The sequence below is a fragment of the Nonomuraea composti genome, assembly GCF_012034275.1.
GTDB lineage: Bacteria > Actinomycetota > Actinomycetes > Streptosporangiales > Streptosporangiaceae > Nonomuraea > Nonomuraea composti.
Genome location: NZ_JAATEP010000049.1, coordinates 47,064 through 71,135, shown reverse-complemented (window position 1 = coordinate 71,135; position 24,072 = coordinate 47,064). Strand labels below are relative to the sequence as shown.

Sequence of the window (24,072 nt, the reverse complement as noted above, 5' to 3'; positions counted from 1 at the left end):
AAAGTCGTGGAGCAGGAGGCAATTCAGTGGATCGAGCAGCAAGACGCCTCCCTAGACGCCCCGTATTTTAAGTCAGCATACGAGGATGCGCTCAGGACTGCTCATGCTGATCTCGCGCGACGCGAAGCGAACGATCTACTGCCTCAAGTCAGAATACTGGCATCTAGCCTGGTAGCTGCCCTGGTTGGAGCCGCAGCAATAGTCGGATCTGTCCTGCTAGACCAGTCATGGCTGGCTGCCGTCGCAGGCGGGTTCATCGGAGTTAGTGCAGCTTCTGTGCTCACATGGTTACATCGCTCCCCTTCTCAGAGATTGCGATCATTAAAGCGCTCCGACATCGGGTTCCACACTAGAACGTAGCACCTCAGATAGATCGGAATCTTCGCTTTCCGAGTAGTCGGACAGGGTGGCTTGACCTGCGCATAAGCCTGTCCTCTGATCGAGGAACTGCTTTCTGGTTCCTGTCTGTGCATCCTGCCTGCCATTAGAGCGGCCGATTCCTCGGTGTACAAACGAGGGCGGGAGGCGGCCAGGCCGCCAGAAGTCGATGGCCTTGGCAACCTCATGTTGCTGTGCCCGAGCTGCCATCGAACCATCGACAAAGAGCCGGGCCTGTGGCCGGACGAGCATCTGCGCACCATCAAGGCGGAGCACGAGGGGTGGGTGGTGGTCGAGCGGGCTCGACCGGAGCCGGACGAGCCGCTTGACGTGGAACCCACGGGCCTTTGGCGGCGAACTTTCCTGAGGGCAGGTGGGCGAGCGGCCCGTCGATCAGGTCGGCGTTGAGTCCAGCGGCGTGGACAGGGTGACGGCCTGCACGTTCAGGCCGCGGACCAGCACACTCTTGCCCTGGATCTTCGTATGGCCGAAGCCGGAGCCCTGCTTGGCATAGCCGTAGGTGCGCCGCTGCATCGAGTCGATGTCCAGGAAGGCCAGCACGTCAGCGCCGGGCAGCAGTGGCGTGTGCCGGGCCAGCGCGGCGAGCATCTGCCAGGCGACCGTGTCCAGCTGGCGTACGTTGCCCCAGGTGAAGGCGCGCAGGAACGATCCCAGCGTGGACGGGGCGCGGATGTGGTCGAACAGCTTGCCCATCCCGCCGTGCCGCAGGGCGTCCAGGCCGTCGATGCTGTCGGCGCCGCAGGCCATCCCGGCCACGATCGAGGCGATCTTCGCAGGAGCGTTCGCTCCGTCCGCCGCTGCCGGGGCCACATGCTCGCCGACCAGGCGCTCCAGGCCCGCCCGCTCAGCTAGCCGCAGCGCTGGGGCCAGCCCGCCGTAGGAGATCAGATGCTCTTCATCGAAGATCGCATGAGTGTTGCTCGCGGCGTGGGAGAATCGCACTTACGAGGTGCCTTCCTGAGCTGGCTGATTGAAGCGTAGAGAACTCCAATCTTCCCAGGTCAGAGGGCACCTCGCCGCATTTCACAACACATCCATCAGATTTCTAGCCGTGGATCCAGGCTCAGCCTCGTGCGGCGAAGAGGCTCGGGCCGAGCAGGTTGTAAGCCCGTACAAGTGTTCCTGCGCTCGTGAAGATGAGGGCTCCCGCATCCGATGCGGCTGCTATGGGCTCTTGGCCTCGCCTGGCGACACCTCCGATGGTGTGCGACGCATCTCCTCTTCGAGTGTCGCGAGAACCGCCCGTGCCACCGCTCGCACCCGAGTGCGATGCCCGGTCAACTCTCTGGCGAAGCCCTGAGCGGTGCGACCGACCCAGATGGCCTGCCCCTCAAACTGGTTACAGACGGGATCGAGCGCCGTCTCCAATCGGTCCACATGCGCCCTGACCTGGGCGATGAGCTGCTGTAATTCCGCATGGCGCGGATTGGGTACCGGAGCCATCGGCTTCCCAGACGAATTCGTTGAATGGCTTGCAGTGACCTATCGAACATTATGAGACTTGTCCGAAGGCTGGCCTGCCTTCGGAGGAAAATCAATGACGAATCCGGCATGGCGCGCGATATCGGCGCCCCTTATCGCGCTTTTCGTGCTGGCCGGGTGCGGAGGGACGGAGGATCCCGAGGTCCCCACGGCCGCCGAAGCGGGCGCGACGCTCAAGGAGCACATCACCCGGACTTTTGAAGGCGCTCAAGCCAAGGACGTTAAGGTCACGGATCCGGGTGGTAAGGACATCCCGTGCAGCGAGGGGAAGGTCAAACGCACGTACGCGGCCACAGCAAGGAATGACATCGGCTCAGGGGACCCGAACTCGATGCTCCTGGTCATGGTCGGCGCCCTCGATCTCGTCGCCGAATACGAGCTGAATGCACCCGGACAGCCCACGATGCAGGATCTCGTCAACAAGGAGTTCAGGACGCATATCGTGCTGTCGTCACCGGCCAAGCACACCATGGTCATCAGTGGCGAGACGGACTGCCTTCTGCCCGGCTGAGTTCATCGAATCGCTTCCATGCGTCTGCGGCGGCGTCCTTGGCTCCGCGGAACATCACGTCCAACTGGTTCGTCGCCTCCCCGATGCGGCTCTTGTCGGTCGAGCCGGATCCATTGGCGATCAGCCAGTTGTTCAGGTTCCGGAGCGCTTCCTTGCTCTGAGCGATCTTTTCGAAGGGCAACAGCTGTCCGTTCTCGTCGACGATCGGCGGTGAGTTGAACCGTTCGTCCGCCGCCGACACCTGCGGCTTGAACCCTTCAGCCATCAACGTGTCCACCAGCCACCTTCCTCTCGCCAGCGCAGCCAGCCTGGTCTTGTCGTCCAGAGCGTCCAGCCGGGTCTTGTCGACCTCGGTCAGGCTGTTGAGCATGGCTCCCGCGATCGTGCTCACCGCGATCCACAGCGGCTGCCCCTGCAACGCCACGGGCGCCCCCGCTACGTTGATGAAGAACCCGAGCTTGGCGGCCTGCTGTTCGCGGAACTCCTCATCCCGTACGTCGAGCAGGCCTTGCACCGCTCGTTCGGCGGCGAACTGCATTCCTGCGGTGTATCCGAGCGCCTTCATCACGCGTTCCAGGTGGTCGATGCCCTGCTTACCGTTCACCTGAGCCGCCGCGGTCATGAGCCGATCAGTCAATCTGCCCATGCCCTCTTCGAACGGCGCGATGGTGGCCGGAGAGTTCGCGAACAGCTTCAGGAACGCGTACGTCTCCTCCGGCGACAGCCGGAAGGCGGGCTTCAGTCCCGGCACGACCGTATCCACCGGCCCGAAGGCGCTGCCCTGCGTACGGTTCGTGTCGCCCAGGTTCGCCCCCTCGGTGATCTCCGTGGCATACGCGCCGGCGATCTCGGCCAGGTGCTTCCTGGTGGCATCGTCGAAGTCCACGGGCGGGATCCCCTGCCGCCGCTCGGCCGCGGTGGTATTGGCGAGCTCGGGCAGGGCTCGCATGAGATCGAAGGCGAATCTCGCCGATTCGGCAGAGTGCGCCCCGTCTTTCTCGTCGTAGGCGCCTGCCGCGGCCGCGAGCATCCGCCCGAAGGCATTCGCCGCCTCGGGGCCAGAGGACGCCTCTCTTCGGGTCCGCCAGGCGAGGTCGCGCAGCAGCGCGGACAGCGGTACGCCGTCCTTCCGCAGCGCGGCCAGGGCCAGCCGGGCGGCGGCGGGATTGTTGCCCAGCGCATCGAGATATCCCGCCATCTCCTTGCCCTGGAGTCGGCTGTCCGGTGTCAGCGCGTGCGCCTTGACCACCTTGGCCAGCCACTCGGGTGGAAAGTCCCCCGCCCGCAGCAGCCAGCCCAGCGAGCGATCGCCAGGCTCGCCCGGTCCCCGCGCGAGCTCTTCCTTGAGCTTGGCGAAGCCCGGCACATCCGTACCCGTGAACACGCCGGACCGCTCACCGTACCCGCGCGAGACGACGTCCCCGCCGCGCACCGCGGTGCCGAAAGCGCGGCTGACCACATCGATCGCCTTCTCCGGATCGCGCATGCCCGCCCGCAGCTTGCCGACAATGCCGAGCGTGCCCTTGACACCCAGCCCGGCGAAGAACGCCGCAGTGAAATCGGGATCGTCGCGATGGGCGTCAAGCTCGGCGATTAGCGCACGAAGCTCGTCATCGTAGGGCCGCTGCATGAGCGATCCGGGACCCGACTTCGCGTCGTTGAACCGCTCGGCCAGCTCCGCCCCCTTCTTCCTGGCCTCGCTCTGTGACATGAGCCGGCTCTCGTCCAACGGCAGCAGACCGGTCCGCCACGGGGTCAAGGCGTTCGCCGCCCTGGCGGCCTGGGCGCGGCGGCGCAGCTCCGGCAGCTTCACCTCCAGCCACAACAAGGTGGCGGCGAGCGGTTGCAGATCCGCCGTGGTCAGCCTCGCCTGCTGCAACAGCCGGCGCAGCGCCCCGGCCTCCTCACCGACACGGTCTCCACCGCTCTTGAACGTGGTGATGAACGTGTCCATGAGATCGGGGTCGAGGCCACTGTAGTCAGGGGATAAGGGACCGGTACCCGGCGGCATCATTCCCACGATCGCCTCCCGCCTGTTGGCAGCGCCCTCAGGGTAGGGGCAGGACCGGCCATACCGGCATCGATTGACCAGTTCGGCATAGTCTGACGACACGCTTGTCCAGCCGCCGCCCCCGGGCGGGAGTGATTGAGCACTCCTCACCCAGTCGGACACGGTACGCATGATCGTGTAAGGCGACCCGTCGCGCTGGAGGCAGGCGATTACTCACGCTGCTCGCGTGACATGCCGCACCCGCGTCCCCTTGCGCGCTGCACAGGGCGAACCATCTGGCACACAGGCCCGCCTTCCAACATTACGGCTGTCTCCGACATATCGTGATCCAATGGCTTTATCCGACCTTGATCGCGAGATGGTCCTGGCGGCCATCGAGAAGTACGACCAGCTTGGCCGCGATGCCTTCCTCGAGCGGTACGGCTACCGCGAAGCACGCGACTACTTCATCATCCACAACGGACGCCGGTACGACTCCAAGGCGATCGCCGGCGTGGCACACCGAGGCGTCGACGGGCGCGCGCTTCGCGCATCGGAGTTCTCTGGCGGGGCTGCAACGGTCGCCAGGGTTCTGGGCCACCTCGGGTTCCTCCTCGGCCCCCGCCAAGACGCATCGCCTGCCGCGGCATTCCTGGAGAAGATCAGAACTCTCGACACCGCCGTCTCGAACGGCCGCCCCAAGCGTCACCAGCCGCTCACCCTCCTGTGGGCCCTCGGCCGAGCCGCACACCAGGCGGAACGCCTTGTTCCCTGGGACGCCACACGAGCCGAGATCAGTGCCCTCATCCGAGAGTTCGGCCTACCCGGCGACCGACCCATCCCCGAATACCCGATCTTGAAACTCACCCACTTCGGGTTATGGACGCTGCCCGACCACTCGGAGCCTCCTCGCCTCAGCGGCAGCCCACCTCTGGCATGGATGAACCGCAATCAACCGGTCTCCGGCCTACGCGAGTGGGTGTACGACCTCGTAACCCAGGACCAGGCGGTACGGTCTCAGGCGAGCGCGTACCTTCTGGACAAGTACTTCCCGGACGAGGATCAGAATGCGCTGCTCATACGCGTCGGCCTGGACGACAACGACGCAGAGCCGCTCCCACCACCCGACGACGAGGCCCGTACACCGGGACGTCGCCCGACCACGGTCAAACGGATCGTCCGCGACAACGCGCTATCGCGGCTGATCAAGAGCCTGCACGATCACACCTGCCAGATGTGCGGAGTCCGGCTGCTCCTCCCCCACGGCCCGTACGCTGAGGGAGCGCATATCCGCCCGCTCGGCAGCCCGCACGACGGCCACGACGTGGCAGGCAATCTCCTTTGCCTATGCCCAAACGACCACGTGCTCTTCGACCAGGGCGCCATCATCATCGAGGACGACTTCACGGTGATCAACCGACTCACGCGCGAATCGAGGGGCACCTTGCGAACCGTTCCTGGCCACGAGGTCGATCGGCAATACCTGACGTACCACCGCAATCTGTACTGACCCATAACGCTGTTGGTGACGAGTGTTCAGGTTGCGATGGAACTCGTCGTATCTCTCTGTCATGATCCGCCTGTGACGGACCCCACGGTGCCCACGTACAAAGACCTTTTATGGCCCACCCTCACAGCCGTCCGAGCCCTCGACGGCTCCGGGTCGATCGCCGAGATCAGCTCCAAGGTCATCGAGAGCGAGCGGTTCTCGGAGGAACAACAGGCCATCCTCAACAACAAGGGCTCGAAGAGCCTCCTGGAGGAGCGGATCGGGTGGGCGCGGAGTTATCTCAAGGGCATGGGGCTCCTCACCAACAGTAGGCGGGTGTGGTCTCTCACCGAGTACGGCCGCACGGTACGACTCGACGAGATCGACAAGCTCCACAGGGACTACCAGCAGACCGCCCGAAATCGGTCGCGACAGGAGAGCAACCAGGCCACCGAGCCGGCACAGGAAGCGGTCGCTCCTCTGGAGGATGAGCTGCCGCTCCCCGACAGCAGCGCTGTGGAGTCTGGGCAGGAAGCCTGGCGGGAGGTTCTCCGTGAGGCCCTGGTGGCGATGTCCCCGGACGCCTTCGAGCGGCTGTCGCAGCGACTCCTGCGCGAGGCCGGCTTCTACAACACCCACGTCACCAAGCTTTCCGGCGATGGCGGCATCGACGGCTGGGGGAAGTACCGGATCTCGCTCGTCAGCTTTCCGGTCTTCTTCCAGTGCAAGCGTTACCGCCAGGCCGTGGGCGCACCCGAAGTGCAAGCTTTCCGCGGCGCGTTGAGCGGTCGTGGTGACCGCGGATTGATGATCACAACGGGAACGTTCACCGAGCCCGCCAAGAAGGAGGCCACTCGCGATGGAGCCATACCCATCGATCTCATCGATGGTGATCAGCTCTGTGACCTGCTCAAGGAGTACGGCATCGGAGTCACCACCACGATTCGCCAGGTAGAGGACGTGGTGATCGACACGGACTTCCTCCAAGGGATGTGACAGCTCATCAGGAGTCTCCCGAGCCGTGGAGGTTGAGCAACGACAGACGAAACGTCGAGCGCAGAGAGACGGCCCCGGCTTGGCCGGGGCCGTCGTCGTTCCAGGGCCTAATCGGTCAGCACATCAGCGATCTTCGAGTTGATGTGCTCCTGCTGGCCGTCCATGCACTTCGCGTACACGCGGAGCAGGACCTCCACGCTGTGGCCAGCGCGCTTCGCGACCTCAACAGCAGGTACGCCTGCGTTCAGCCATAGCGAGACCGCCGCATGGCGAAGGTCGTATGGTCGGCCCGCCAGGGACGAGGTGATCTGTTCTGGGCTGAGGACGAGTTTGCGGGTTTCCTGCCAGACGTAAGAGTGCGCCGAGCTGGAGTAGGTGCCGCCCGTGCCTGTGTGGAAGATCCTGCCGTCCCTGGCCGTGCCGTACTCGGCGATGTGCTCGCGGAGGATGGCGACCAGGACGGGTGGAATCGGGATCTCTCGTGTCTCCTTGTCTGCTCGGTGCTTCAGGTTCCGGGATTCGTGGGTCTCGCCGGAGTTGGTCCAGCGCTTCGTGCCCTGGGGTCGCGCCTTCTCCAAGACGATCATGCCCCAGCCCGATGCGGGCAATATGCAGTTCCGCTGTCGCAGGTCCGCCGCTTCCTCCGGCCGGAGCGCGGCGTAATAGATGCAGGCGAAGAGCGCCTTGAGACGTGCGCCCCGGTTACGTCCCACCTTGGGGACGGCGTCGAGGAGCTGTCGCGCCTGGGCGGGATTGACCACCGTTCGAGGATCGATGACCGTAACCGCCTTGGGCGCGGTCCATTTGATGCCGTCCATCGGATTGCTGTCGAACACCTTCTGTTCTACGGCGTGTTCAAGCAGGTGGTGAAGGACGGCGCGCTTGCGACGCACCGTGTTCGCCCCCGCCGGGGACCCGGCGAAGGTGACCGAGATGGCCTCCAGGGCTGTACGTAGGACGTGCGGCTCTCCCAGGGCCGCCAGCGGCAGGGAAGCGCGTTCCAGCCAGGTCAGGGTTACGGCTTGCGCCGCGGTCAGTTCCAGCCGCCGGATCTGCGGGAGGAGTACGTGGTTCCGGAGCACCTCACGGAGCGCTCCGGACGTGGGACGGCGAGGGACCTCTGTCACCAGGGCGGGGACCAGCGACAGGAGCGCGTACGCGTCCGTTTCCCGTGTCCGAGCCGCCGAAGTGTTCCATCGCCGGAGGACATAGGACTGGGCGAACTCCAGGAAGGAAGGGCCGATGGACTCGGGCGCCAACATCGATACCGGTAGACCGGTCGTGACGTCGAATTCCTCCCCTACCTTGGTTGCCTGCCGAAGATCCGACATGAACGCGGTGGCCAGCCCCTTGGTCCGAAAACTCTTGGACTTGTCCTTGCCAGCGATACGCCATCGGGCGATGTAAGCGAGCGTGTCCCGGTTGGAGCGCTGCTGAATTCCACCGAGCTTGACGTCGTACGTGGTCTTCATGCCGCTTCCCGGTGCGACTCGATCCACGCGGTGAGGTCGCTCCGCCAGACGCGGAGTTCGAGGTTGGGGAGCTGGATGCACACCGGCGCACGGCCGAGCTGTCGCCAGCGATAGAAGGTACGGCGGGAAACGCCACCCAGTTCCTCGAGCACCTGCGTGACGGTCAGCAGTTCGTCGCACCTGCTCATCTGTCACCGTCCCAGATAAGAAGGAACGCCTCCGGGCAGTGGCTCTGGTTGAAGCTGGGGCGACACGGAGCGTTGGCGCTCGGAGGGAAACCCGGCCCGCCGCTGGCCGACCCCGTTGTGGTGCAGGAGTTGGTAGGACGAGAAGCTGACGTAGCCGATCCCGCCATGGAGTGATGTGAGCTTGCGGAGAACGGCGCATCGCTCGACTGACGAGCCCAACCGTCGTCGGTAGGTCCGTCGAGGCCACCGGTCACCGTGATGACGGCGTGGGAGCGGGCAGAGTGGTGCAAAATGAAATCATCCTCTCCAGTGAGCTGGGGTGGATGGCCCTCGGCCTGGCAGACGTCTTGGCGGATGTATGGCCAGGCTGGGGCCGCTATTCATGAGCGCTGTACGGCTTGATGTCGCTACATGCGGGTGCGGTACTGACTCGTTGTTTCGCGACGGCGCTGAACGTCACGCATGAGAACCCTCCTCTCGATGCTCCGGTGGTTGAGCTCGTCGCCTGCCGCCCGATGGGATGATCGCTTGGCATAGCGGGTGTCCCAAGCTGTTGGGCGCGGGACATGGACCCGCACCTCCAGGGCGATCGTCAAGTCCGATGGCACGGCGCGTTCATGGCATGACCTTTGCCGGGCCGATTGCCTCCGGGACCTCAGCTCTTGAGCTCTTAGGCGGCTCTCCTGCACGCCGAAGCGGTTGCGGGCGCGGCTTGAGTGGAGAAGATCAGGAGATCTTCGTGCGCGGTCGCATGGATGGGGAGGCCGCGGGCCCAACCCTTACGTGCCTCGTGGAGCTGGAAGAATGAGGCCCGGTTGAGCAGCTTGCCGTGGCCGAGCCCGCACAGCAGGCATACGATTCGGTCGGCGAGTTCCAGTCCGGCACGCCGAGCGATTCTCTGAACGTGGCCGGGCAGGTCGACGAGCTCTCCACGATGGCGGTACGGGCGGACCGTCACCGCGATGACACCGTCGGAGCGCAGGAGCGTACGGCAGCCGGTGAGGATCTGGGCGAAGCCGTCCAGCAGCGCGGGAAGGCTCTGGTGGGCCAGGTTGGCGCGATCGCGTGAGTAGAGCTGGTTCCATTTGCGGATGCCCGGCTCGCCGGTGTCCCGAGTGGAGCGGATGTGGCCGTGCGTGGCCGACCCGTACGGTGGCGAGGTCAGCACCAGCGCGGCCTGGCCGGTCAGGTTCGGCAGCAGGCGGGCGATGCCGCGTGCATCGCCGGCGAGCACGGTGGCGGAGCCGGTGGCGCCCTGGCGGCGGGCGTGGGTGAGGTTGGCCACGGCGAGCTTGGCCCAGCCCTCCTCGTACTCCACGCCGGCCGCGTTGCGTCCCAGGTGGACGGCCTCGACGAGGGTGGTGCCGATGCCGCACATCGGGTCGATGACCAGGTCACCCGGCTGGGTGTAGGTGTCGATCGCGCGGGCGGCGATCGCGGGCAGCATCTTGCCCGGGTGCTGCATCGATTCGGGCAGGTAGCGGTGCCGCCGCTGAGTACGGGAGGGCTGCTGGCCGGTTGCCCACACCGAGGTCGTCCTCTTGGTCATAGTTCTCCCTCCAGCCAGGCACGATCGCCCAGCATCGGATTGTTCGCGCCCTCATCACCGCTCGCCGGTGGAGCGACTGTGATCCGAGGCCGAGTGAAGATGAACACGTCGCTGTGCGCGCGAGTGCTGAGGGGGACGCCGGCGGCAGTCGCTTCCGCTCTCGGCACGCCCCAAGTCAGTGGCGACTCGATGTGCTCACCGCGGACAGGGACGCGCAGGGCGACGATGTGCTGCAGGTACAGCAGTCCCGCGCGTTGGGCCTGTGCGATCAGGGCGGGAGCTGGGTCGACGAGAGACTGCTGGTCGCGATGCAGGCCGGTCACGACGACCAGATGACCTCCGGGTTTCAGCAGCTTCGCCGATCCGGTCAGATCCAGGGCCGTCCGTTCGGCCACGTCGGCCCGTTCGGTTCTGCGGGACGGGCAGGCGTGGCTGTGTAGGACCAAGGCGGCAGCCCCGGTCAGGTCTCGAAGGTCGGCGAGCGGTGAGTCGGGGCGGGTGAGACGGAGATCGGCGATCGCCAGGTCGTGGTCAGGGTGAGTGGTTGCCAGGGTTTGGCCGATGGCCTGGGCCAGGGCGGGGTCCGTGATGGTGGCGGTCGCCAGGCAGCCCATGGTCAGGGCGGTGGAGATGATGTGGTGGTCGGCGGCGTCCAGGTCGATCACGAGGTCGCCGAGCCGGGTGCACGCGGTGACCAGATGGCGGGCCAGCGACTCACTCACCGGGACGCAGCAGCCGCTGCGGCAGGCGGCAACGGTTTCGGTGTCAGCGGCGGCCGGCCAGACACTCAACGGCAGATGGCGTGCGTCCACTACGCGAGCGGTCTGAACGGAAGTGAGTTGGCGGACGTCGGCGGGTGTGGATGGTGTCATGGTGGTGTGGCCCGATCCCTCGGGTCACCTGATCCCTGTCACCTCTCTAAATACCGGCCTCCGAGGCCGAATTAGGACATGGCCAGAGGTAAAGATTCAGTCACACCGCCTTCGACAGCTCCCCCGGGCCAGCAAGTGCAGAGTGATCCAATGTCCGAGCGGGGCCAGCGGGCACGAGGTGATCGACGCCCATCTCGACAGCGCCTCTCACGAGCAGGACCTGGTGCCATTCGCTGCTCCGGGCCTCCGATTTCCCGTACAGATTCTGGACAAGGTCCGGACAGAACCCGTGCACCGGCCTCTGTTCTCTGGCATCCAACGCCGCCGCAGTCGGAGATCTGGCGTCTTCCATCAGCCAGGCACACCACTGCCGGGATGACGGTTGTCCTTCTCGAACGGTTCATGACGGCCGTGCTACTGCTCGGCCCTCGCGCGACCACGCGGAGCGGTGCGCCCCCGCGGGCTACTCCAGAGGGTCCAGATCACCGGCTCCTTGCTGCCTCAGCAGCGATCATCCATGAGCACTGGGAACACCGACCGCCGCGATCGTCGGCGCCACGTCCCTCAAGCCCGCCTGCCGCAATCGCATCTTTCGCGGCCACCCCACTACCCGCTTCATCGGATGCAGCGGAGTTTCCATATCTTTGACCCAGCTCTCCCAAGTCCATCTTATTTTCGCAGGTCAGAGCCCTATCGGTCAAGAAGCGGACACAAACCGGCCGTGGGCTCCGACATTCGCGAAACTACCTCCGACAACCACATCCGCCCAGGTCGAGGGCAGTTCCGAGAGCTTCTGCGCTCCTTGAAGTGATCTTTAGCCGGGCCGGAGTCTGCCCGGAAGTTGTCCAGTTCCTGTACGCGGCCTCTGACTGCATGAGCAGCATCCCAATCCGCTCACGTGCCTTCGGGGGGCTGCCATGTTTCACACCCGCTCTCACACCGTCGACGACACCGCCCACCGCCCCTCCCGCGGCATGGCCGCAGGACCGGACGACTGCCCGAGCGCCCTCTCCGCGCAAGCACGCCCGCTGGACCTGGCCGAGCGCTTGTTCAGGCTGCTCATGGAGGGACCTCAGCCGCTGGCAGTCGACGGCACTGCCCTCGGATCAGGGCTGCCCGCCCGGCCAGTCCCGCTCGATGAGTTGGGCGTCCTCCTGCTGCACCCCTCGTGCAGCCGGACCACCCGGGACGAAGTCTGGCGGCACCTCATCGAACAGGCTCGCACCCACCGGGGCGCCTGGATGGTTGCCGCCGTCGCGCTGGCGGCGCCGATGCTGCGCCGCCTGATCAGGACCTTCACCGAGACGCTCTACGTCGAGCGCGAGGAGTTGGAGGCTGAGGTGCTGGCGTGCTTCATGGAGGCACTCGGCCGGGCGGAATTGTCCTGGTCGCACCCGCTGCTGCGGCTGTCGCGGCTGACCCAGTTCGCCGTCTTGCGCTCCCATGCGATCCAGCGGCCGGATTTGCTCCCCGAGCCTGACATCGACGGTGACGGACGCACGCTGCGTTACCCGGCCGGGCATGCCGACCTGCTGCTGACCCGGGCCGTCGAACTCGGCATCATCTCCGCCGATGCGGCAGAGCTGATCTCCATGACGCGGCTGGACCACCTTCCGCTCAACGCCTACTGCCGCGCCCGCGGCGTGCTGTATTGCACCGCGCTCAAGCGCCGCCAGCGTGCCGAGGCCCGCCTGCGTCAGGCGCTGCTGAACGGCGACCTGTCCGGCAACCCCGGATGAATGCCCGCACCAACCCATGCCCTCCAACCAGAGCCGAGTGCCAGGAACGAGCAAATACTGCCGACCCTGATGTCTGATTTCGGCCTCTCCCCCCGGTCTTTTAGCAGGTGAAAGGCAGCGCGGACGGCGCCGACCGCCGGACAGGCCGCACCCGGTCACCCGGTTCCTGTCAGCACCGGACCACCCGCTCACACCACGCCAGAAGGAGGACGCCCACCCGGCCTCGCCTGGGGCCGGCACCCTCCGCGCCGCCTCTCACCCACGCCAGCCGCCACGCTCACCCATCGACATCCTGCCGGGGAGGCAGCCGTGATCCCGCGTACCCGCTTCACCACCCGCAAGACCCTGCTCGTCACCATCGTCATCCTCGCGGCCGTGACGTTCGGCACGCTTCTGGAACTCGTCCTGGCGCACCTGGCTCAGGCCACCGCCAGCGTCACGGCCCTCGCAGCCGAAGAAAGCGCTGCCGGCGGAACGGGTGCGGGTTCGCTGAACCAGGTGATCGACAACCTGCGCAACGTGATCGTCGGTCTGCTGGTGGCCCTCGCCACCCTGTTCCTGACCGTCGGCGGGGTCCGCTACATCCTGGCCGGCGGCGACCCCGGCGAGGTCGAGGCGGCCAAGAAGACCCTGCGCTACGCCGCCCTCGGCTACGGCATCGCCGTCCTGGCCCCGCTGCTCGTCAGCGTCCTCAAGGGCATCGTCGGTTCCTGACGATGACCCACCACCCGTCCACAGCGAGCACGCTTTCGGCCGTCATGTGCTACCTGGCGCGGATCCTCATGCTTCTCGCCATCACGCTGCCCATGACGGCGACCTCGGCCGCCGCCGAACCAGATCCACCACCGGCTCCCTCACCCACGGCAAATCCGCGGCCCACGCCGCCCGCCACATCGCCACCTGCGCTGCCGCCGGTTCCGCCGACGGGGCCGATGCTCACACCACCACCACACCCGCACCCGGGCAGCGGACCGGCTGTTCCGGCAGCAGAGCCGACGCCGCAGCCGGGCAGCGGTGGGGCGGAGGAGTGCGGCTGGCTGGACTTCGGCTGCAAGATCAACCGGGCGCTGAACGGCTGGTTCGGCTCGATCGTTACCGAGGCGATCCAGCCCGCCTTCCAGACCGTGGGCACGCTGCTACTGTCCGCGCCGCCGCCGGACATGGTGGAGCGGGTGCAGGAGCTGTCCGCGCACGTGCGGGTGGTGGCCAATACACTGCTGGCGCTGTTCGTGCTGGCCGGCGGTGTGATCGTGATGGCGTACGGGAGCGTGCAGATCTCCACCACCGCTGCCGAGGTCGCACCCCGCGTGGTCGTTGCCGCCATCGCGCTCAACTTCTCGCTCACCGTCTGCCAGTACGCCATCGAGCTGGCCAACGGCCTGGTCGCCGCCCTGCTCGGGGACGGTGTCGACGGGCGGCGGGCCGGTGACCTGATCGCCAACAAGCTCGCCAACCCGGTCGGCCAGCTGGCGGCCCCGCAGATGTTCTTCATCTGGATGGTCGCGATCGCGGTGGTGATGGGCCTCATCCTGGCCTTCATCGCGGTAGTGCGGATCGCGCTGCTGCTGTTCCTGATGATCGCGGCGCCGCTCGCGCTGTTGTGTCACGCGCTGCCGCAGACCGAGCACATCGCCCGGCTGTGGTGGCGCGCCTTCACCGGCGTCCTGGTCATGCAGGTCCTGCAAGCGCTGGTGCTGATTCTGGCGTTCAAGGTGTACTTCACCGACGCCGCCGACGCCTTCACCACCGGCCCCGACCAGCCGGTCCTGGCGGCAGTGAAGCCGATCGTCATGCGCGCCATCGACACCCTGGTGCTGATCGGCCTGCTGTTCATCCTGATCAAGATTCCCAGCTGGGTGGCCCGCTCGGTCTGGCAACCCGCGCAGCCGCAGCTGCTGACCCGCCTGGCCAAGGCACTGATCGTCTACAAGACCCTCGGCTTGGCCGAGACCGCGCTCACCAAGGGCGGCAGAACCGCCCGCACCGCCACCAGAAACGCCAGGCCCGCGCGCCGCCCCGGTCGCCCACCCGGCACCACCGGTAAGGGACGCCCCAGCCTGGCCGGGCCACGGCCGCGCGGCGGGCCACAGAGATCGCATCCGGCGGGAGGAACGCCACCGATGAACACGCCCAACCCAGCTGCTCAGCACGGTCCGCAGCAGCTTCAACTGCCGCTCAACCTCCCAGCCACGGCGTCGCGCCCAGGATCACAGCGGCCAGGAACGGCAGTCCCACGTGGGCGCCAGCTCGCCCTGCCGTTCCCGGTCACGCGCGTGCCCCGCCCGCCCACAGCGCCCACCCCGGCACCGCCGACCGACCCGTGGATCCGCCCGAAACCGCCCTGGACCCAGCCGATGTTGCCCGGCATGCCCACCCGTCCCGCGCGACCCCGACAGCTCCACCTGCGGCTTGACCCACCTCCCGGCCGCAGACGCAGGAGGGACAGCCAATGAACGAGCCGGAGCCACTCCTGGCACACATCCCCGCCGATATCGCGCAGCCCGATAAGGTCGTCTACGGCCTGACCATTCGGCAGATCATCATCGTGGGCGCCACCGGTGGGCTGGCCGCCCTCATCTACTATCTCTTCCACCGGCTGCTGCCTGTCCTGGTGATAGCAGGGCTGGTGCTGCCGCTACTCGCCGTCGGCCTGGCCGTCGCGCTCGGCCGCCGCGACGGTCTCACGCTTGATCTGTTCGGTCTGGCCGGACTGCGCTTCGCCCGTGCCCCGAAGCAGTTGGTGGCCGCCACCGGCGAGGTGACCGGGCCGCCCGCCTGGTGCCGGCTACGTGGCAAGCTGCCTGCGCCGCTCCGCCTGCCGGTGCACGCGATCCGCACCGACGGAGCCCTGGAGCTGGCCGACGGCGGGGTCGCGGTGCTGGTAGAAACCAGCACCGTCTCCTTCCACCTGCGCACCACCGCTGAACAAGCCGCTCTGGTGGGTGCCTTCGGTCGCTGGCTCAACTCCTTGCCGGCGCCCACACAGATCTTGCTCCGCGCTCGGCCGATCGAGCTCGGCGAACTGATCGCCGTGATCGAGCAGCGCGCCGAGGAGCTGCCCCATCCGGCCCTCGCCCAGAGCGCTACGGAGCACGCCGCATTCCTGCAGCAGCTCAACACCTCGCGAGAGCTGCTCGCCCGGCAGGTGCTCATCGTGCTGCGCGATCAAGGCCCGGCACGCGGACGCCGCAACGTCCGGCGCGAGGCCGCAGCGGCGGTCGTGCTGCGCCGGGCCGACGAGGCCGCCCGCACCCTGGCCGTGCTCGGCATCCACGCCAGCGTCGTGGACGCCGACGCCGCTCATCAGGTGCTCTCCGAGTGCCTCGACCCTGGCGGCTGGCACCCCAGCCCAGCCGCGCTGCCCAACGACGTCATCACCAGTACCGACGGCCAGGAGATCCGATGAGACGGCCCCAACCTGCTCGCGACCAGGGCGATGCGCCCGAACCGTCCATGCCGCTCGCGCCGGGCGCGCTCCAGATCGGCGCCCGCACGCTGACTTTTCCCGCCGGGGTGGCCCGCTCGTTCGCAGTCGTCGGCTACCCGCGTGAGGTCGGCGCCGGCTGGCTGGAGCCTTTGCTCACCTACCCCGGCCGCCTAGACGTGTCGCTGCACATCGAGCCGATTCCTCAGGCGGTGGCGGCGATGCGGCTGCGCCGCCAGCTCGCCCGGCTGGAGTCGGCCAGCCGGGCAGACGCCGCCCACGGCCGTCTGCAGGATTTCGCCGTCGAGGCCGCCGCCGACGACGCCACCGAGCTGGCCGCCAGCCTGGCCCGAGGGCATGGTCGGCTGTTCAAGGTCGGCCTCTATCTCACCGTGCACGCCACCGCGCAGGACGAGTTGGACGCCGAGGTGGAGCGGGTGCAGGCACTCGCCGCCTCGCTACTGCTGGATGCGCAACCGACCACGTTCCGCGCTCTGCAGGGCTGGGTCACCAGCCTGCCGCTCGGCACGGACGCGGTGCAGCTGACCCGAACCTTCGACACCACCGCGCTCGCCGCGGCATTCCCGTTCACCTCTTCCGACCTGCCCACCGCGACCGGGGACAGCGCGGTGTTGTACGGGCTGAGCACCCCCGGCACCGGCGTGGTCGTGTGGGATCGCTTCGCCCAGGACAACCACAACTCCGTCACCCTGGCCCGCTCCGGCGCGGGCAAGAGCTTCTTCACCAAGCTCGAAGCCCTGCGCCTGCTCTATCAAGGCGTCGAGGTGGCCGTCGTCGACCCCGAAGACGAATACGCACGCCTGGCCCACGCGGTCGGCGGCATACACCTGCGGCTCGGCGCCACCGGAGTGCGTTGGAACCCGCTCGACCTGCCGACCAGCCACGGTCCTCACGACGATGTGCTGTCCCGGCGCGCGCTGTTCCTGCAAACGCTGATCGCCACCATGCTCGGCGGCCCGCTGGCCCCGTCCCAGCGGGCGACGCTCGACTCCGCGATCCTCACCACCTACCAGCAGGCTGGCATCACCCGCGACCCGACCACCTGGACCAGACCCGCACCGCTCCTGGGAGACCTTGTCACCGAGTTGCGGGCCGGCAAGGCGGGCTCCGAGTTGGCCGCCCAGCTCGTTCCGTACGTCGCCGGCTCCTACCGGGAGCTGTTCGACGGCCCCACCACCAGCACGCCAGCAGGACATCTGATCGTCTTCTCCCTGCGTGACCTGCCCGAGGAGGTCAAGGCGGTCGGCACCCTGCTGGCGCTGGATGCCATCTGGCGGCGCGTGGCCAACCCTCGCGACCGGCGCAAACGCCTGGTCGTGGTGGACGAGGCCTGGCTGCTGATGAAGGAGGCCGAAGGCGCACGGTTCCTGTACCGAATGGCGAAGGCCGCTCGTAAGCACTGGGCCGGCCTCGCCGTCATCACCCAGGACGCCGCCGACTTGCTCGGCAGCGACCTTGGCCAAGCCATCGTCGCCAACGCCGCCAGCCAGATTCTGCTCCGCCAGGCCCCGCAGGCCATCATCGCCGTCGGAGACGCCTTCGACCTGTCCGACGGCGAACGACAGTTCCTCCTCACCGCCGAAAAGGGCGAGGCCCTCATGGTCGCTGGCCCCGCGAAGCGCATAGCCCTGAGCATCGTCGCGTCGCCCGCCGAGGCGGCTCTGATCACGACCGACCCTGCCGAGCTGGCCCTCCTCGGCCAGCCAGAAGACCCGCCGATTCCCCTCCCGGATCAACCATGCAGCGCCATCGCCTACGACCTGGATGAGGAGAGCGACCCGCTATGAACCCGACCGTACCCTACCTGTTCTGCGACATCAGTGATCAGGACGTCCAAGAGGGACTGGAGTTCCTGCGCGAGCTGCCGGCGCGGCTGCCTGAGTACGCACTGCGCTACGGCTGGCACGTCGCCGGCATCGTGCTGCTCCTCGTGGGAGTGCTGATGCTGGCCCACACCATGCTGGGCTGGCTGCGGCACCGCAGGCTGGCCCCGGACGCCCGGCTGCTCGAGATCTCCTGTCCGCCCGACAGCGACCCGCATGGGGCCCAGGTGTTGTGGAGCCAGCTCCTCGGTCTGCTTCACCCCGCCTGGAAACGCCTCCTTGCGGGCCAGCCCCACCTGGTGTGGGAGTACCACGGCGACGACGCCGGCGTACGCATTCGCCTCTGGGTGCCCGGCAGTGTCTCTCCCGGCATCGTGGAGAAGGCCGTCCACGCAGCCTGGCCCGGCGCGCTCGTCACCACAACCCCCGCCACCCACCCGCTTCCACCAGGTACGCATGTCGTGGGCGGGCGGCTGATCCTCGGCCGCGCCGAGCACTACCCGCTCAAGACCGACCACGCGAGCGACCCGGTCCGTTCCCTGCTCAGCGCTATGAGCGGGCTACGCAACGGCGAGCACGCGCTCGTACAAGTGCTGGCCCGGCCCACCACCGGCCACCGCCTGCGCCGCGCGCACCGCGCAGCCGCGCACCTGCGGGGCGCACGCAGCAGCAGCCCGCTCGGCCACGTCCTCGACGAGTTCGCCCCGATGTCCGGCCATCACAACCCCGGCGAGCTGGCCCGCACGTTCCCAGAACGCGCCGAGCAGGTCCGCGCCATTCTCACCAAGGCAGGACAGCCCCGCTATCAGGTCGCCATCCGCTATACCATCGCCTCCACCCGCGAGGACGCATCCGCACCCGGCCGGCTGCGGGGGCTCGCTCATAGTCTGGCCGGCGTCTTTGCCCTGTTCACCTCCGGGCATCAGCACCTGCGCCGCGCCCGCATGTTCCGCGTCCACGCAGTCACCCGCAGCCGTCGCCTCGATCGCGGCTACCTGCTGTCCGTCGACGAATTGGTCGCGCTGGCCCACCTGCCCTGGGACACCGACGCCCCCGGCATCGCCCGCGCCGGAGCCCGCCCCATCGCCCCCAGCCCGGCCGTACCGTGCGACACGGTGAACGGCCCGGTCCGGGTACTGGGCGACAGCGACAGCGGCCCACAGCGCCCCATAGCCCATCCGGTCGCCGACGGCCGCCACCACACCCACGTCCTCGGCGGTACCGGCGTCGGCAAATCGACCCTGCTCGCCAATCTCATCCTCGCCGACGCCGCCGCAGGGCGGGGCGCCCTGGTCATTGACCCCAAGGGCGACCTCATCAACGACGTACTCGCCCGCCTTCCCGAGCGGGCGATCGGCAGGACCGTCGTGTTCGACCCGCAGGACCCAGCGCCACCACCGACGATCAACGTACTCGCCGGACCGAACCCCGCCTTCGCCGTCGACTCCATCGTCACCATCTTCCACCGTTGCTTCCGCTCCGCCTGGGGACCTCGCGTCGACGACCTGCTCCGCTCGACATGTCTCACCCTGACCCGGGTGCTCGGCTCGCGCGCCACCCTGGGTGAGGTACCCCGGCTGCTGACCGATGCCGCCTTCCGCGCTCGCATTACCGACAAGCTCGACGACGACCTGCTGACAGGGTTCTGGAACTCCTACGAGGCCCTCACCCCCGCCGGTCAGGCCGCCGTGATCGGCCCGGTGATGAACAAGCTGCGCGCCGTGCTGCTGCGCCCCTTCGTACGCAACGCCCTGACCAGCCCGACCACCAGCGTGTCCATCGACAAGCTGCTCAACAGCGGCGGGCTCATCCTGGCGCGTCTGCCGAAGGGCATCTTGGGCGACGACGCGGCCCGGCTGTTCGGCTCCATCCTGCTCGCCCACACCTGGCAGGCCGCCACCCGCCGCGCCACCCAGCCAGAAGCGGAGCGCTCGGACGCCACCATCTACCTCGATGAATGCCAAAATTTCCTGAATTTGCCCGGCCACATCAACGACGTCCTGGCCGAGGCACGCGGCTACCGCCTCTCCCTCACCCTGGCCCACCAGCACCTCGATCAGCTCCCCGCTGATCTCCGCGAAGCATTGTCAGCCGATGCCCGGAACAAGATCTACTTCAACGCCTCGCCCAAGGACGCCGCCGAGCTCAAACACCACACCAGCCCGCTCATCACTCCGCACGACCTCACGCACCTGGGCGCCTACCAAGCCGCCACCCGCCTGGTCATCAACGGGCAGCAGACTCCCGCCTGCACCCTACGGACGCGGCCGCTTCCGCCCCTCATCGCCGACAGGGAGCAGGAAATCCGGCAGTCCTCGCGCGATCGCTTCTCCAACAGCCCGGCACCAGCCGACGCCCCGCCCCGGCAAGGGGCCAAGCATTCCCAACGAGACGCACCCGAACTCGATCCGCGCACCTACAACACGTAGCCGCCCGTCGGCTCGAACCAGCAGACCATCCACGAAGGAGATCCGTTATGCCCGCAACGCCCGTACCCGCTGGCCAGCCCCGCCTCGACCGCGTCACCCTGGCTACACTCGCCGCCCGGTTGACGCCCCGCGACTACAACATCCTCGCGTACCTGCACCAGCACCGCGTCCTGACCACCCACCAGCTACAGCGCATCTTCTTCGGCATTCCGCAGTCGGCCCGCAAGCGCCTGGGAGCCCTGTACGCGCTCAACGCCGTTACCCGCTTTCGCCCCTGGCCCCGTACGGCACCGGCTCCCAGCCCGTGCACTGGCTTCTCGGCCGTGCAGGCGCCGCCGCTCTCGCCAGCCGAAAAGGCGTCACCGTCAGAGAACTCGGCTACAACCCAGACGACCCCATCGCCGTCTCCTCCCGGCTCCGGCATCAGGTCGGCGTCAACGACTTCTTCTCCCACCTGCACCACCACGCCCGGCGACCCGGCACCGAGGCCGAGGTGAAGGCGTGGTGGTCCGAACGGCGCTGCGCCCGGCTCTAGGGCGACCTGGCCCGTCCCGACGCCTACGGTCATTGGATCGACCAGAACCGGGAGATCGACTTCTTTCTCGAGCACGACACCGGCACCGAGACTCTCACCAAGGTCACCGCCAAGCTGCATGGCTATGCCGATCTCGCCGAGGCCACCGGCATCAGCACACCTGTCCTGTTCTGGCTTCCCAACCGCACCCGGGAAACCAACCTCCGCAAACATCTCGCGGCCAGCACCGAGGTCCCGGTGGCCACGGCCGTGCACACCGCCAACGGCCCGGCCGGACCCGTCTGGCTGCCCCTCGGCCCTGACCGGCCCCGGCTCCACCTCGCCGACCTCGGCACTGTTTGGCCCCGGCAAGCTTCCACCGCCGACCGGCAAGCCGGTACGTGACCTGCTGACCGGTCCCGCCCCGGAACGGAGCTGAGCGAGATGAAGTACGCCGTGGCCGGCACCGCCTTCCTCCTGCTTCTCATCATCGCGGTCATCGCAGCCGTCACCAGCATGCTGCTCGGCCCTTCCGGCCTGGGCGGCGCGACCTGCCTGACTGCGGCAAGGAGCGGCACCTTCGGAAGCGGTCCGGCCTCGGCCGTGCCAGCCCTCCAAGGCTTCGGCGAGAGCTTGACGGAAGAGCAGCGGGGCAACGCCGCGCTCATCATCCAGGTTGCCCACGAGCGCGATCTGCCTGCGCGAGCGGCAGTCATCGCTGTCGCCGTGGCTCTACAGGAATCCCGGCTCCGCAATCTCGAGTACGGCGACAAGGACTCTCTTGGCCTGTTCCAGCAGCGCCCCTCCCAAGGCTGGGGCACCCGTAAGCAGGTCCTCGACCCTGCTCATGCCGCCCGCCAGTTCTACGGCCGCCTCGCCGACGTTCCCAAGTGGGAACGGCTCCCGCTCACCCGAGCGGCGCAGGCCGTGCAGCGCTCGGCCTACCCTGACGCCTACACCCGGTGGGAACCTCTTGCCCAGCATCTCGTCGACGCCCTCACCAACGCGTGCGTGCTCCCCATTGCGGGCGAACAGGTAACAGCCGTTCTCGCCTACGCACACGCCCAGCTGGGCAAACCGTACATCTGGGGTGCCGAAGGACCAGCTGCCTTCGACTGCTCCGGCTTGACCATGCGCGCCTACCAAGCAGCCGGCATCGCCATCCCCCGCGTCGCCGCCGACCAATGGCGCCACGGACCACCCATCCCAGCAGGCCAGGAACAGCCCGGGGACCTCGCCTTCTTCAACATGCAAGCCGACGGCCCCGGGCACGTCGGCCTCGTCCTCGGCAACGGGCAGATGATCCACGCCCCCAACCGCCGCAGCGTCGTCAGAATCGAGACCTACCAGCGCCGTGACCTGGTCGGCTTCACACGTCCCGCCACCGGGCAAGCAGACCCACGCTGACGTACACCAAAGAAGACCGCACCCATCATGGCGGGTGAGCACCCCCCGGTCATGGGAAAGACCCTGGCAGACGGGCCTGATCCGGTGGTGCAGGAGGTGTGCCCCGGCCAGCACACTGGACTTGTGCTGGGCGGGGCATGCCACCTACGTCACCGGCTCAGGCGCTACCGGCCATGTCCTCCTCCGCTACCGGCGCTTCTCCGCCGCAGATCCGGCAGGCGCGTTCCTCCTCGGCGGTGAGCACCACGGCGTGCAGTTCCGGAAGGCCGATGGTCACGGCCTTGCAGAGGCGGTGCCAGCCGTCGATGATCAGGATGCCGCCGGTCGGGACCGTGGCCGCGATCAGCGGCTCGGTCAGATCGACCCGCGCGGCGTGCTCGGCATCGATGGCGACCAGGTTGAGCATGGCCGCCCACCATTCGGTCACGATCAGCCTCTCCGGGGCCCGGCCCTGGGTGAGCTTCTTGGCCGTGGTGATGTCCCAACTCCAGCCGAGTATCTGGAAGAACTCCAGACGAGACCGATCCGTCCGCTTCAGCTCCGGGCCGTTCCCGGCGGCCAGGGCCGTGGGTTCGCCGCTGCGATCGGGGTGGATCATGCCGTGGTCTCCTGCCCGGTCGAAGCGCCAGGGCTCTGCTCCGCCGAGCAGACCACCGCAAGCGTCTTGGCTTGGGAGAGGAACGTGCGGGCGGCGTCTTGCCGGATCAGTGCCAGGCTGCGCTCGAGGTGGTCCAGGGCAGGCGCGCGCTCGACGTCCGCCCGAGGCGCCGTTGCGAGCATCGCGGGTTCGGGCGGGATGGGATCGGTGGCGTAGGGGGCGATCCAGGAGATGAACCTGGCGACGGCCTGGGACGGGCGCAAGCCGCCACTGTCGGCGTACTCGATGTGCCGGGCCACCAGCAGCCACCAGGTACACACGGTGTGCGCGTGCAGGGTGTCGTAGATCTGCCCGGCCGTCAGCCGCTCGCCCCGGCCCAGACGCCGGAACAGATCATCAGTGTGATGCTGGCGAGCGCTGCGAGCCTGCTCGATGATCGCCTTCAGAGGGGTCGGAGTCCCTTCGGGAGGTGCGCCGGTGGCGGGATGCTGCTCGGGGTTGTTCATGACCTGGGTGTCCTTTCCTTCGGGGGTGTCGCCAGCGCCGGGATGCGTTGGCGCGGTCGGTTTCTCGCTCATGGCGTTGCAGGCGTGGTCGGTGCGGCAGACCCGTCGGGGGGTGTAGCCGAGTTAGTTGCCTGGTGGATGAGGTGCTGGGTGAGCAGGTGGCCGCTGTCGTTGAGGAAGGCGCGGGCGGCCATGCGAGCAGCGTGGGCGAGGGCGTGATCGAACAACGTGCCCGGCCGGGCGGCCGGAGGTTCTGTGGTGAGGTAGTGGCGGGCCCAGGACCGCACCCGGCGTAGCGCGTGATCGGAGGTCAGCTTCTTACCGCTGATCTCCTCATCCACCAGGTCCCACCAGGCGCGTACCGCTTGGGCGTGGGCGGTGACGAACAGCTGCTCGCCGGTGAACCGCTGTCCGTTCTGCAAGGCGAAGATCGCCTTCGCTGCCGCGGTGTAGCAGGTGTGACGAGTGGCGGTGATCTTTTCGGTGGTCAGCTGATCGCACGAGGGCCACGCCTGCTCTTCGTGGTCGAGAGTGGCGTCCCGCGCGGGGGTGATGCTGCCCACCGGACAGAGCGGAGGCAGAGGGCCGGGCTGGAGGGACTCATCCATCGTGTGTCGTCCTTTCGTGAGGTGACAGGGGTTTGGTGAGAGGTGAGGGTCATGT

Annotated in this window: 19 protein-coding genes and 2 pseudogenes; 12 read left to right on the top strand and 9 right to left on the bottom strand. The window is 67.5% G+C overall.

Features of this window, described 5'->3' with window-relative positions; genetic code table 11:
* Positions 1–771 precede the first annotated feature (771 nt).
* The gene (locus tag HCN51_RS44615) at positions 772–1,341 is read right to left on the bottom strand and encodes a hypothetical protein (protein ID WP_168018035.1); all 570 of its coding nucleotides are present in this window, start codon (positions 1,339–1,341) and stop codon (positions 772–774) included.
* A gap of 595 nt (positions 1,342–1,936) precedes the next feature.
* On the opposite strand from HCN51_RS44615, the gene HCN51_RS44610 reads away from it, so the two are divergent.
* Positions 1,937–2,392 (top strand): hypothetical protein, encoded by a 456-nt coding sequence (locus tag HCN51_RS44610; RefSeq protein WP_168018034.1) that lies wholly within the window; start codon positions 1,937–1,939, stop codon positions 2,390–2,392.
* Here HCN51_RS44610 and HCN51_RS44605 read toward each other — a convergent pair.
* The gene (locus tag HCN51_RS44605; protein ID WP_168018033.1) at positions 2,358–4,346 is read right to left on the bottom strand and encodes a DUF6571 family protein; all 1,989 of its coding nucleotides are present in this window, start codon (positions 4,344–4,346) and stop codon (positions 2,358–2,360) included. The two genes, HCN51_RS44610 and HCN51_RS44605, sit on opposite strands and share 35 nt — an antisense overlap.
* A gap of 388 nt (positions 4,347–4,734) precedes the next feature.
* On the opposite strand from HCN51_RS44605, the gene HCN51_RS58520 reads away from it, so the two are divergent.
* Together HCN51_RS58520 and HCN51_RS44595 are read left to right on the top strand one after the other, a co-directional pair.
* On the top strand, positions 4,735–5,892 hold the full coding sequence (locus HCN51_RS58520) for an HNH endonuclease (protein ID WP_206068611.1): 1,158 nt from the start codon (positions 4,735–4,737) through the stop codon (positions 5,890–5,892).
* A gap of 72 nt (positions 5,893–5,964) precedes the next feature.
* Complete coding sequence (locus HCN51_RS44595; RefSeq protein WP_206068610.1) at positions 5,965–6,867, top strand: restriction endonuclease; 903 nt, start codon at positions 5,965–5,967, stop codon at positions 6,865–6,867.
* A 107-nt stretch (positions 6,868–6,974) separates the two neighbouring features.
* Here HCN51_RS44595 and HCN51_RS44590 read toward each other — a convergent pair whose 3' ends face one another.
* The 4 genes from HCN51_RS44590 to HCN51_RS44575 form a co-directional block, all read right to left on the bottom strand.
* Positions 6,975–8,339: a tyrosine-type recombinase/integrase gene (locus tag HCN51_RS44590; protein ID WP_168018031.1), complete on the bottom strand. Its 1,365-nt coding sequence runs from the start codon at positions 8,337–8,339 to the stop codon at positions 6,975–6,977.
* The gene (locus HCN51_RS44585) at positions 8,336–8,527 is read right to left on the bottom strand and encodes a helix-turn-helix transcriptional regulator (RefSeq protein ID WP_168018030.1); all 192 of its coding nucleotides are present in this window, start codon (positions 8,525–8,527) and stop codon (positions 8,336–8,338) included. Before HCN51_RS44585 ends, HCN51_RS44590 begins: the two co-directional genes overlap by 4 nt.
* A 670-nt stretch (positions 8,528–9,197) precedes the next feature.
* Positions 9,198–10,076, bottom strand: coding sequence for a TRM11 family SAM-dependent methyltransferase (locus tag HCN51_RS44580; protein ID WP_168018029.1), 879 nt, complete (start codon positions 10,074–10,076; stop codon positions 9,198–9,200).
* Complete coding sequence (locus HCN51_RS44575) at positions 10,073–10,888, bottom strand: hypothetical protein (RefSeq protein WP_168018028.1); 816 nt, start codon at positions 10,886–10,888, stop codon at positions 10,073–10,075. Before HCN51_RS44575 ends, HCN51_RS44580 begins: the two co-directional genes overlap by 4 nt.
* A gap of 1,034 nt (positions 10,889–11,922) precedes the next feature.
* Between HCN51_RS44575 and HCN51_RS44570 the strand changes: the two genes are divergently transcribed.
* The 9 genes and pseudogenes from HCN51_RS44570 (at position 11,923) to HCN51_RS60480 (ending at position 22,305) form a co-directional block, all read left to right on the top strand.
* On the top strand, positions 11,923–12,687 hold the full coding sequence (locus tag HCN51_RS44570) for a hypothetical protein (RefSeq protein ID WP_168018027.1): 765 nt from the start codon (positions 11,923–11,925) through the stop codon (positions 12,685–12,687).
* A gap of 309 nt (positions 12,688–12,996) precedes the next feature.
* A complete protein-coding gene (locus HCN51_RS44565) occupies positions 12,997–13,401 on the top strand; it encodes a TrbC/VirB2 family protein (RefSeq protein WP_168018026.1) in 405 nt (134 codons plus the stop codon).
* 2 nt (positions 13,402–13,403) lie between these two features.
* Positions 13,404–15,140 (top strand): TrbL/VirB6 family protein, encoded by a 1,737-nt coding sequence (locus tag HCN51_RS44560; RefSeq protein WP_168018025.1) that lies wholly within the window; start codon positions 13,404–13,406, stop codon positions 15,138–15,140.
* Positions 15,137–16,093 carry a PrgI family protein gene (locus tag HCN51_RS44555; protein ID WP_168018024.1) on the top strand — a complete coding sequence of 319 codons (957 nt, stop codon included), beginning with the start codon at positions 15,137–15,139 and terminating at the stop codon, positions 16,091–16,093. The genes HCN51_RS44560 and HCN51_RS44555 overlap by 4 nt, the downstream gene beginning before the upstream one ends.
* Positions 16,090–17,919 carry a VirB4 family type IV secretion system protein gene (locus HCN51_RS44550; protein WP_168018023.1) on the top strand — a complete coding sequence of 610 codons (1,830 nt, stop codon included), beginning with the start codon at positions 16,090–16,092 and terminating at the stop codon, positions 17,917–17,919. Before HCN51_RS44555 ends, HCN51_RS44550 begins: the two co-directional genes overlap by 4 nt.
* Positions 17,916–20,384, top strand: a complete 2,469-nt coding sequence (locus HCN51_RS44545; protein WP_168018022.1) for a type IV secretory system conjugative DNA transfer family protein — start codon at positions 17,916–17,918, stop codon at positions 20,382–20,384. The genes HCN51_RS44550 and HCN51_RS44545 overlap by 4 nt, the downstream gene beginning before the upstream one ends.
* Positions 20,385–20,431: 47 nt before the next feature.
* Positions 20,432–20,650: pseudogene (locus HCN51_RS63175) on the top strand (replication-relaxation family protein); the annotation flags it as partial.
* 8 nt (positions 20,651–20,658) lie between these two features.
* Positions 20,659–21,303: pseudogene (locus HCN51_RS63170) on the top strand (replication-relaxation family protein).
* Between the two features lie 39 nt (positions 21,304–21,342).
* The gene (locus HCN51_RS60480; RefSeq protein ID WP_168018020.1) at positions 21,343–22,305 is read left to right on the top strand and encodes a C40 family peptidase; all 963 of its coding nucleotides are present in this window, start codon (positions 21,343–21,345) and stop codon (positions 22,303–22,305) included.
* Between the two features lie 157 nt (positions 22,306–22,462).
* Here HCN51_RS60480 and HCN51_RS44520 read toward each other — a convergent pair whose 3' ends face one another.
* From HCN51_RS44520 to HCN51_RS44510, 3 genes are all read right to left on the bottom strand, one after another.
* Positions 22,463–22,903: a hypothetical protein gene (locus HCN51_RS44520; protein WP_168018019.1), complete on the bottom strand. Its 441-nt coding sequence runs from the start codon at positions 22,901–22,903 to the stop codon at positions 22,463–22,465.
* A complete protein-coding gene (locus tag HCN51_RS44515; RefSeq protein WP_168018018.1) occupies positions 22,900–23,409 on the bottom strand; it encodes a hypothetical protein in 510 nt (169 codons plus the stop codon). Before HCN51_RS44515 ends, HCN51_RS44520 begins: the two co-directional genes overlap by 4 nt.
* Before the next feature lie 68 nt (positions 23,410–23,477).
* Positions 23,478–23,972, bottom strand: coding sequence for a hypothetical protein (locus HCN51_RS44510; protein WP_168018017.1), 495 nt, complete (start codon positions 23,970–23,972; stop codon positions 23,478–23,480).
* Positions 23,973–24,072: the final 100 nt, after the last annotated feature.

Coding starts and splice junctions, on each gene's coding strand:
- HCN51_RS44610 (WP_168018034.1), top strand. CDS start 1,937: ATGACGAATCCGGCATGGCGCGCGATATCGGCGCCCCTTATCGCGCTT.
- HCN51_RS44605 (WP_168018033.1), bottom strand. CDS start 4,346: ATGGACACGTTCATCACCACGTTCAAGAGCGGTGGAGACCGTGTCGGT.
- HCN51_RS58520 (WP_206068611.1), top strand. CDS start 4,735: ATGGCTTTATCCGACCTTGATCGCGAGATGGTCCTGGCGGCCATCGAG.
- HCN51_RS44590 (WP_168018031.1), bottom strand. CDS start 8,339: ATGAAGACCACGTACGACGTCAAGCTCGGTGGAATTCAGCAGCGCTCC.
- HCN51_RS44585 (WP_168018030.1), bottom strand. CDS start 8,527: ATGAGCAGGTGCGACGAACTGCTGACCGTCACGCAGGTGCTCGAGGAA.
- HCN51_RS44580 (WP_168018029.1), bottom strand. CDS start 10,076: ATGACCAAGAGGACGACCTCGGTGTGGGCAACCGGCCAGCAGCCCTCC.
- HCN51_RS44570 (WP_168018027.1), top strand. CDS start 11,923: ATGGCCGCAGGACCGGACGACTGCCCGAGCGCCCTCTCCGCGCAAGCA.
- HCN51_RS44560 (WP_168018025.1), top strand. CDS start 13,404: ATGACCCACCACCCGTCCACAGCGAGCACGCTTTCGGCCGTCATGTGC.
- HCN51_RS44555 (WP_168018024.1), top strand. CDS start 15,137: ATGAACGAGCCGGAGCCACTCCTGGCACACATCCCCGCCGATATCGCG.
- HCN51_RS44550 (WP_168018023.1), top strand. CDS start 16,090: ATGAGACGGCCCCAACCTGCTCGCGACCAGGGCGATGCGCCCGAACCG.
- HCN51_RS44545 (WP_168018022.1), top strand. CDS start 17,916: ATGAACCCGACCGTACCCTACCTGTTCTGCGACATCAGTGATCAGGAC.
- HCN51_RS60480 (WP_168018020.1), top strand. CDS start 21,343: ATGAAGTACGCCGTGGCCGGCACCGCCTTCCTCCTGCTTCTCATCATC.
- HCN51_RS44520 (WP_168018019.1), bottom strand. CDS start 22,903: ATGATCCACCCCGATCGCAGCGGCGAACCCACGGCCCTGGCCGCCGGG.
- HCN51_RS44515 (WP_168018018.1), bottom strand. CDS start 23,409: ATGAACAACCCCGAGCAGCATCCCGCCACCGGCGCACCTCCCGAAGGG.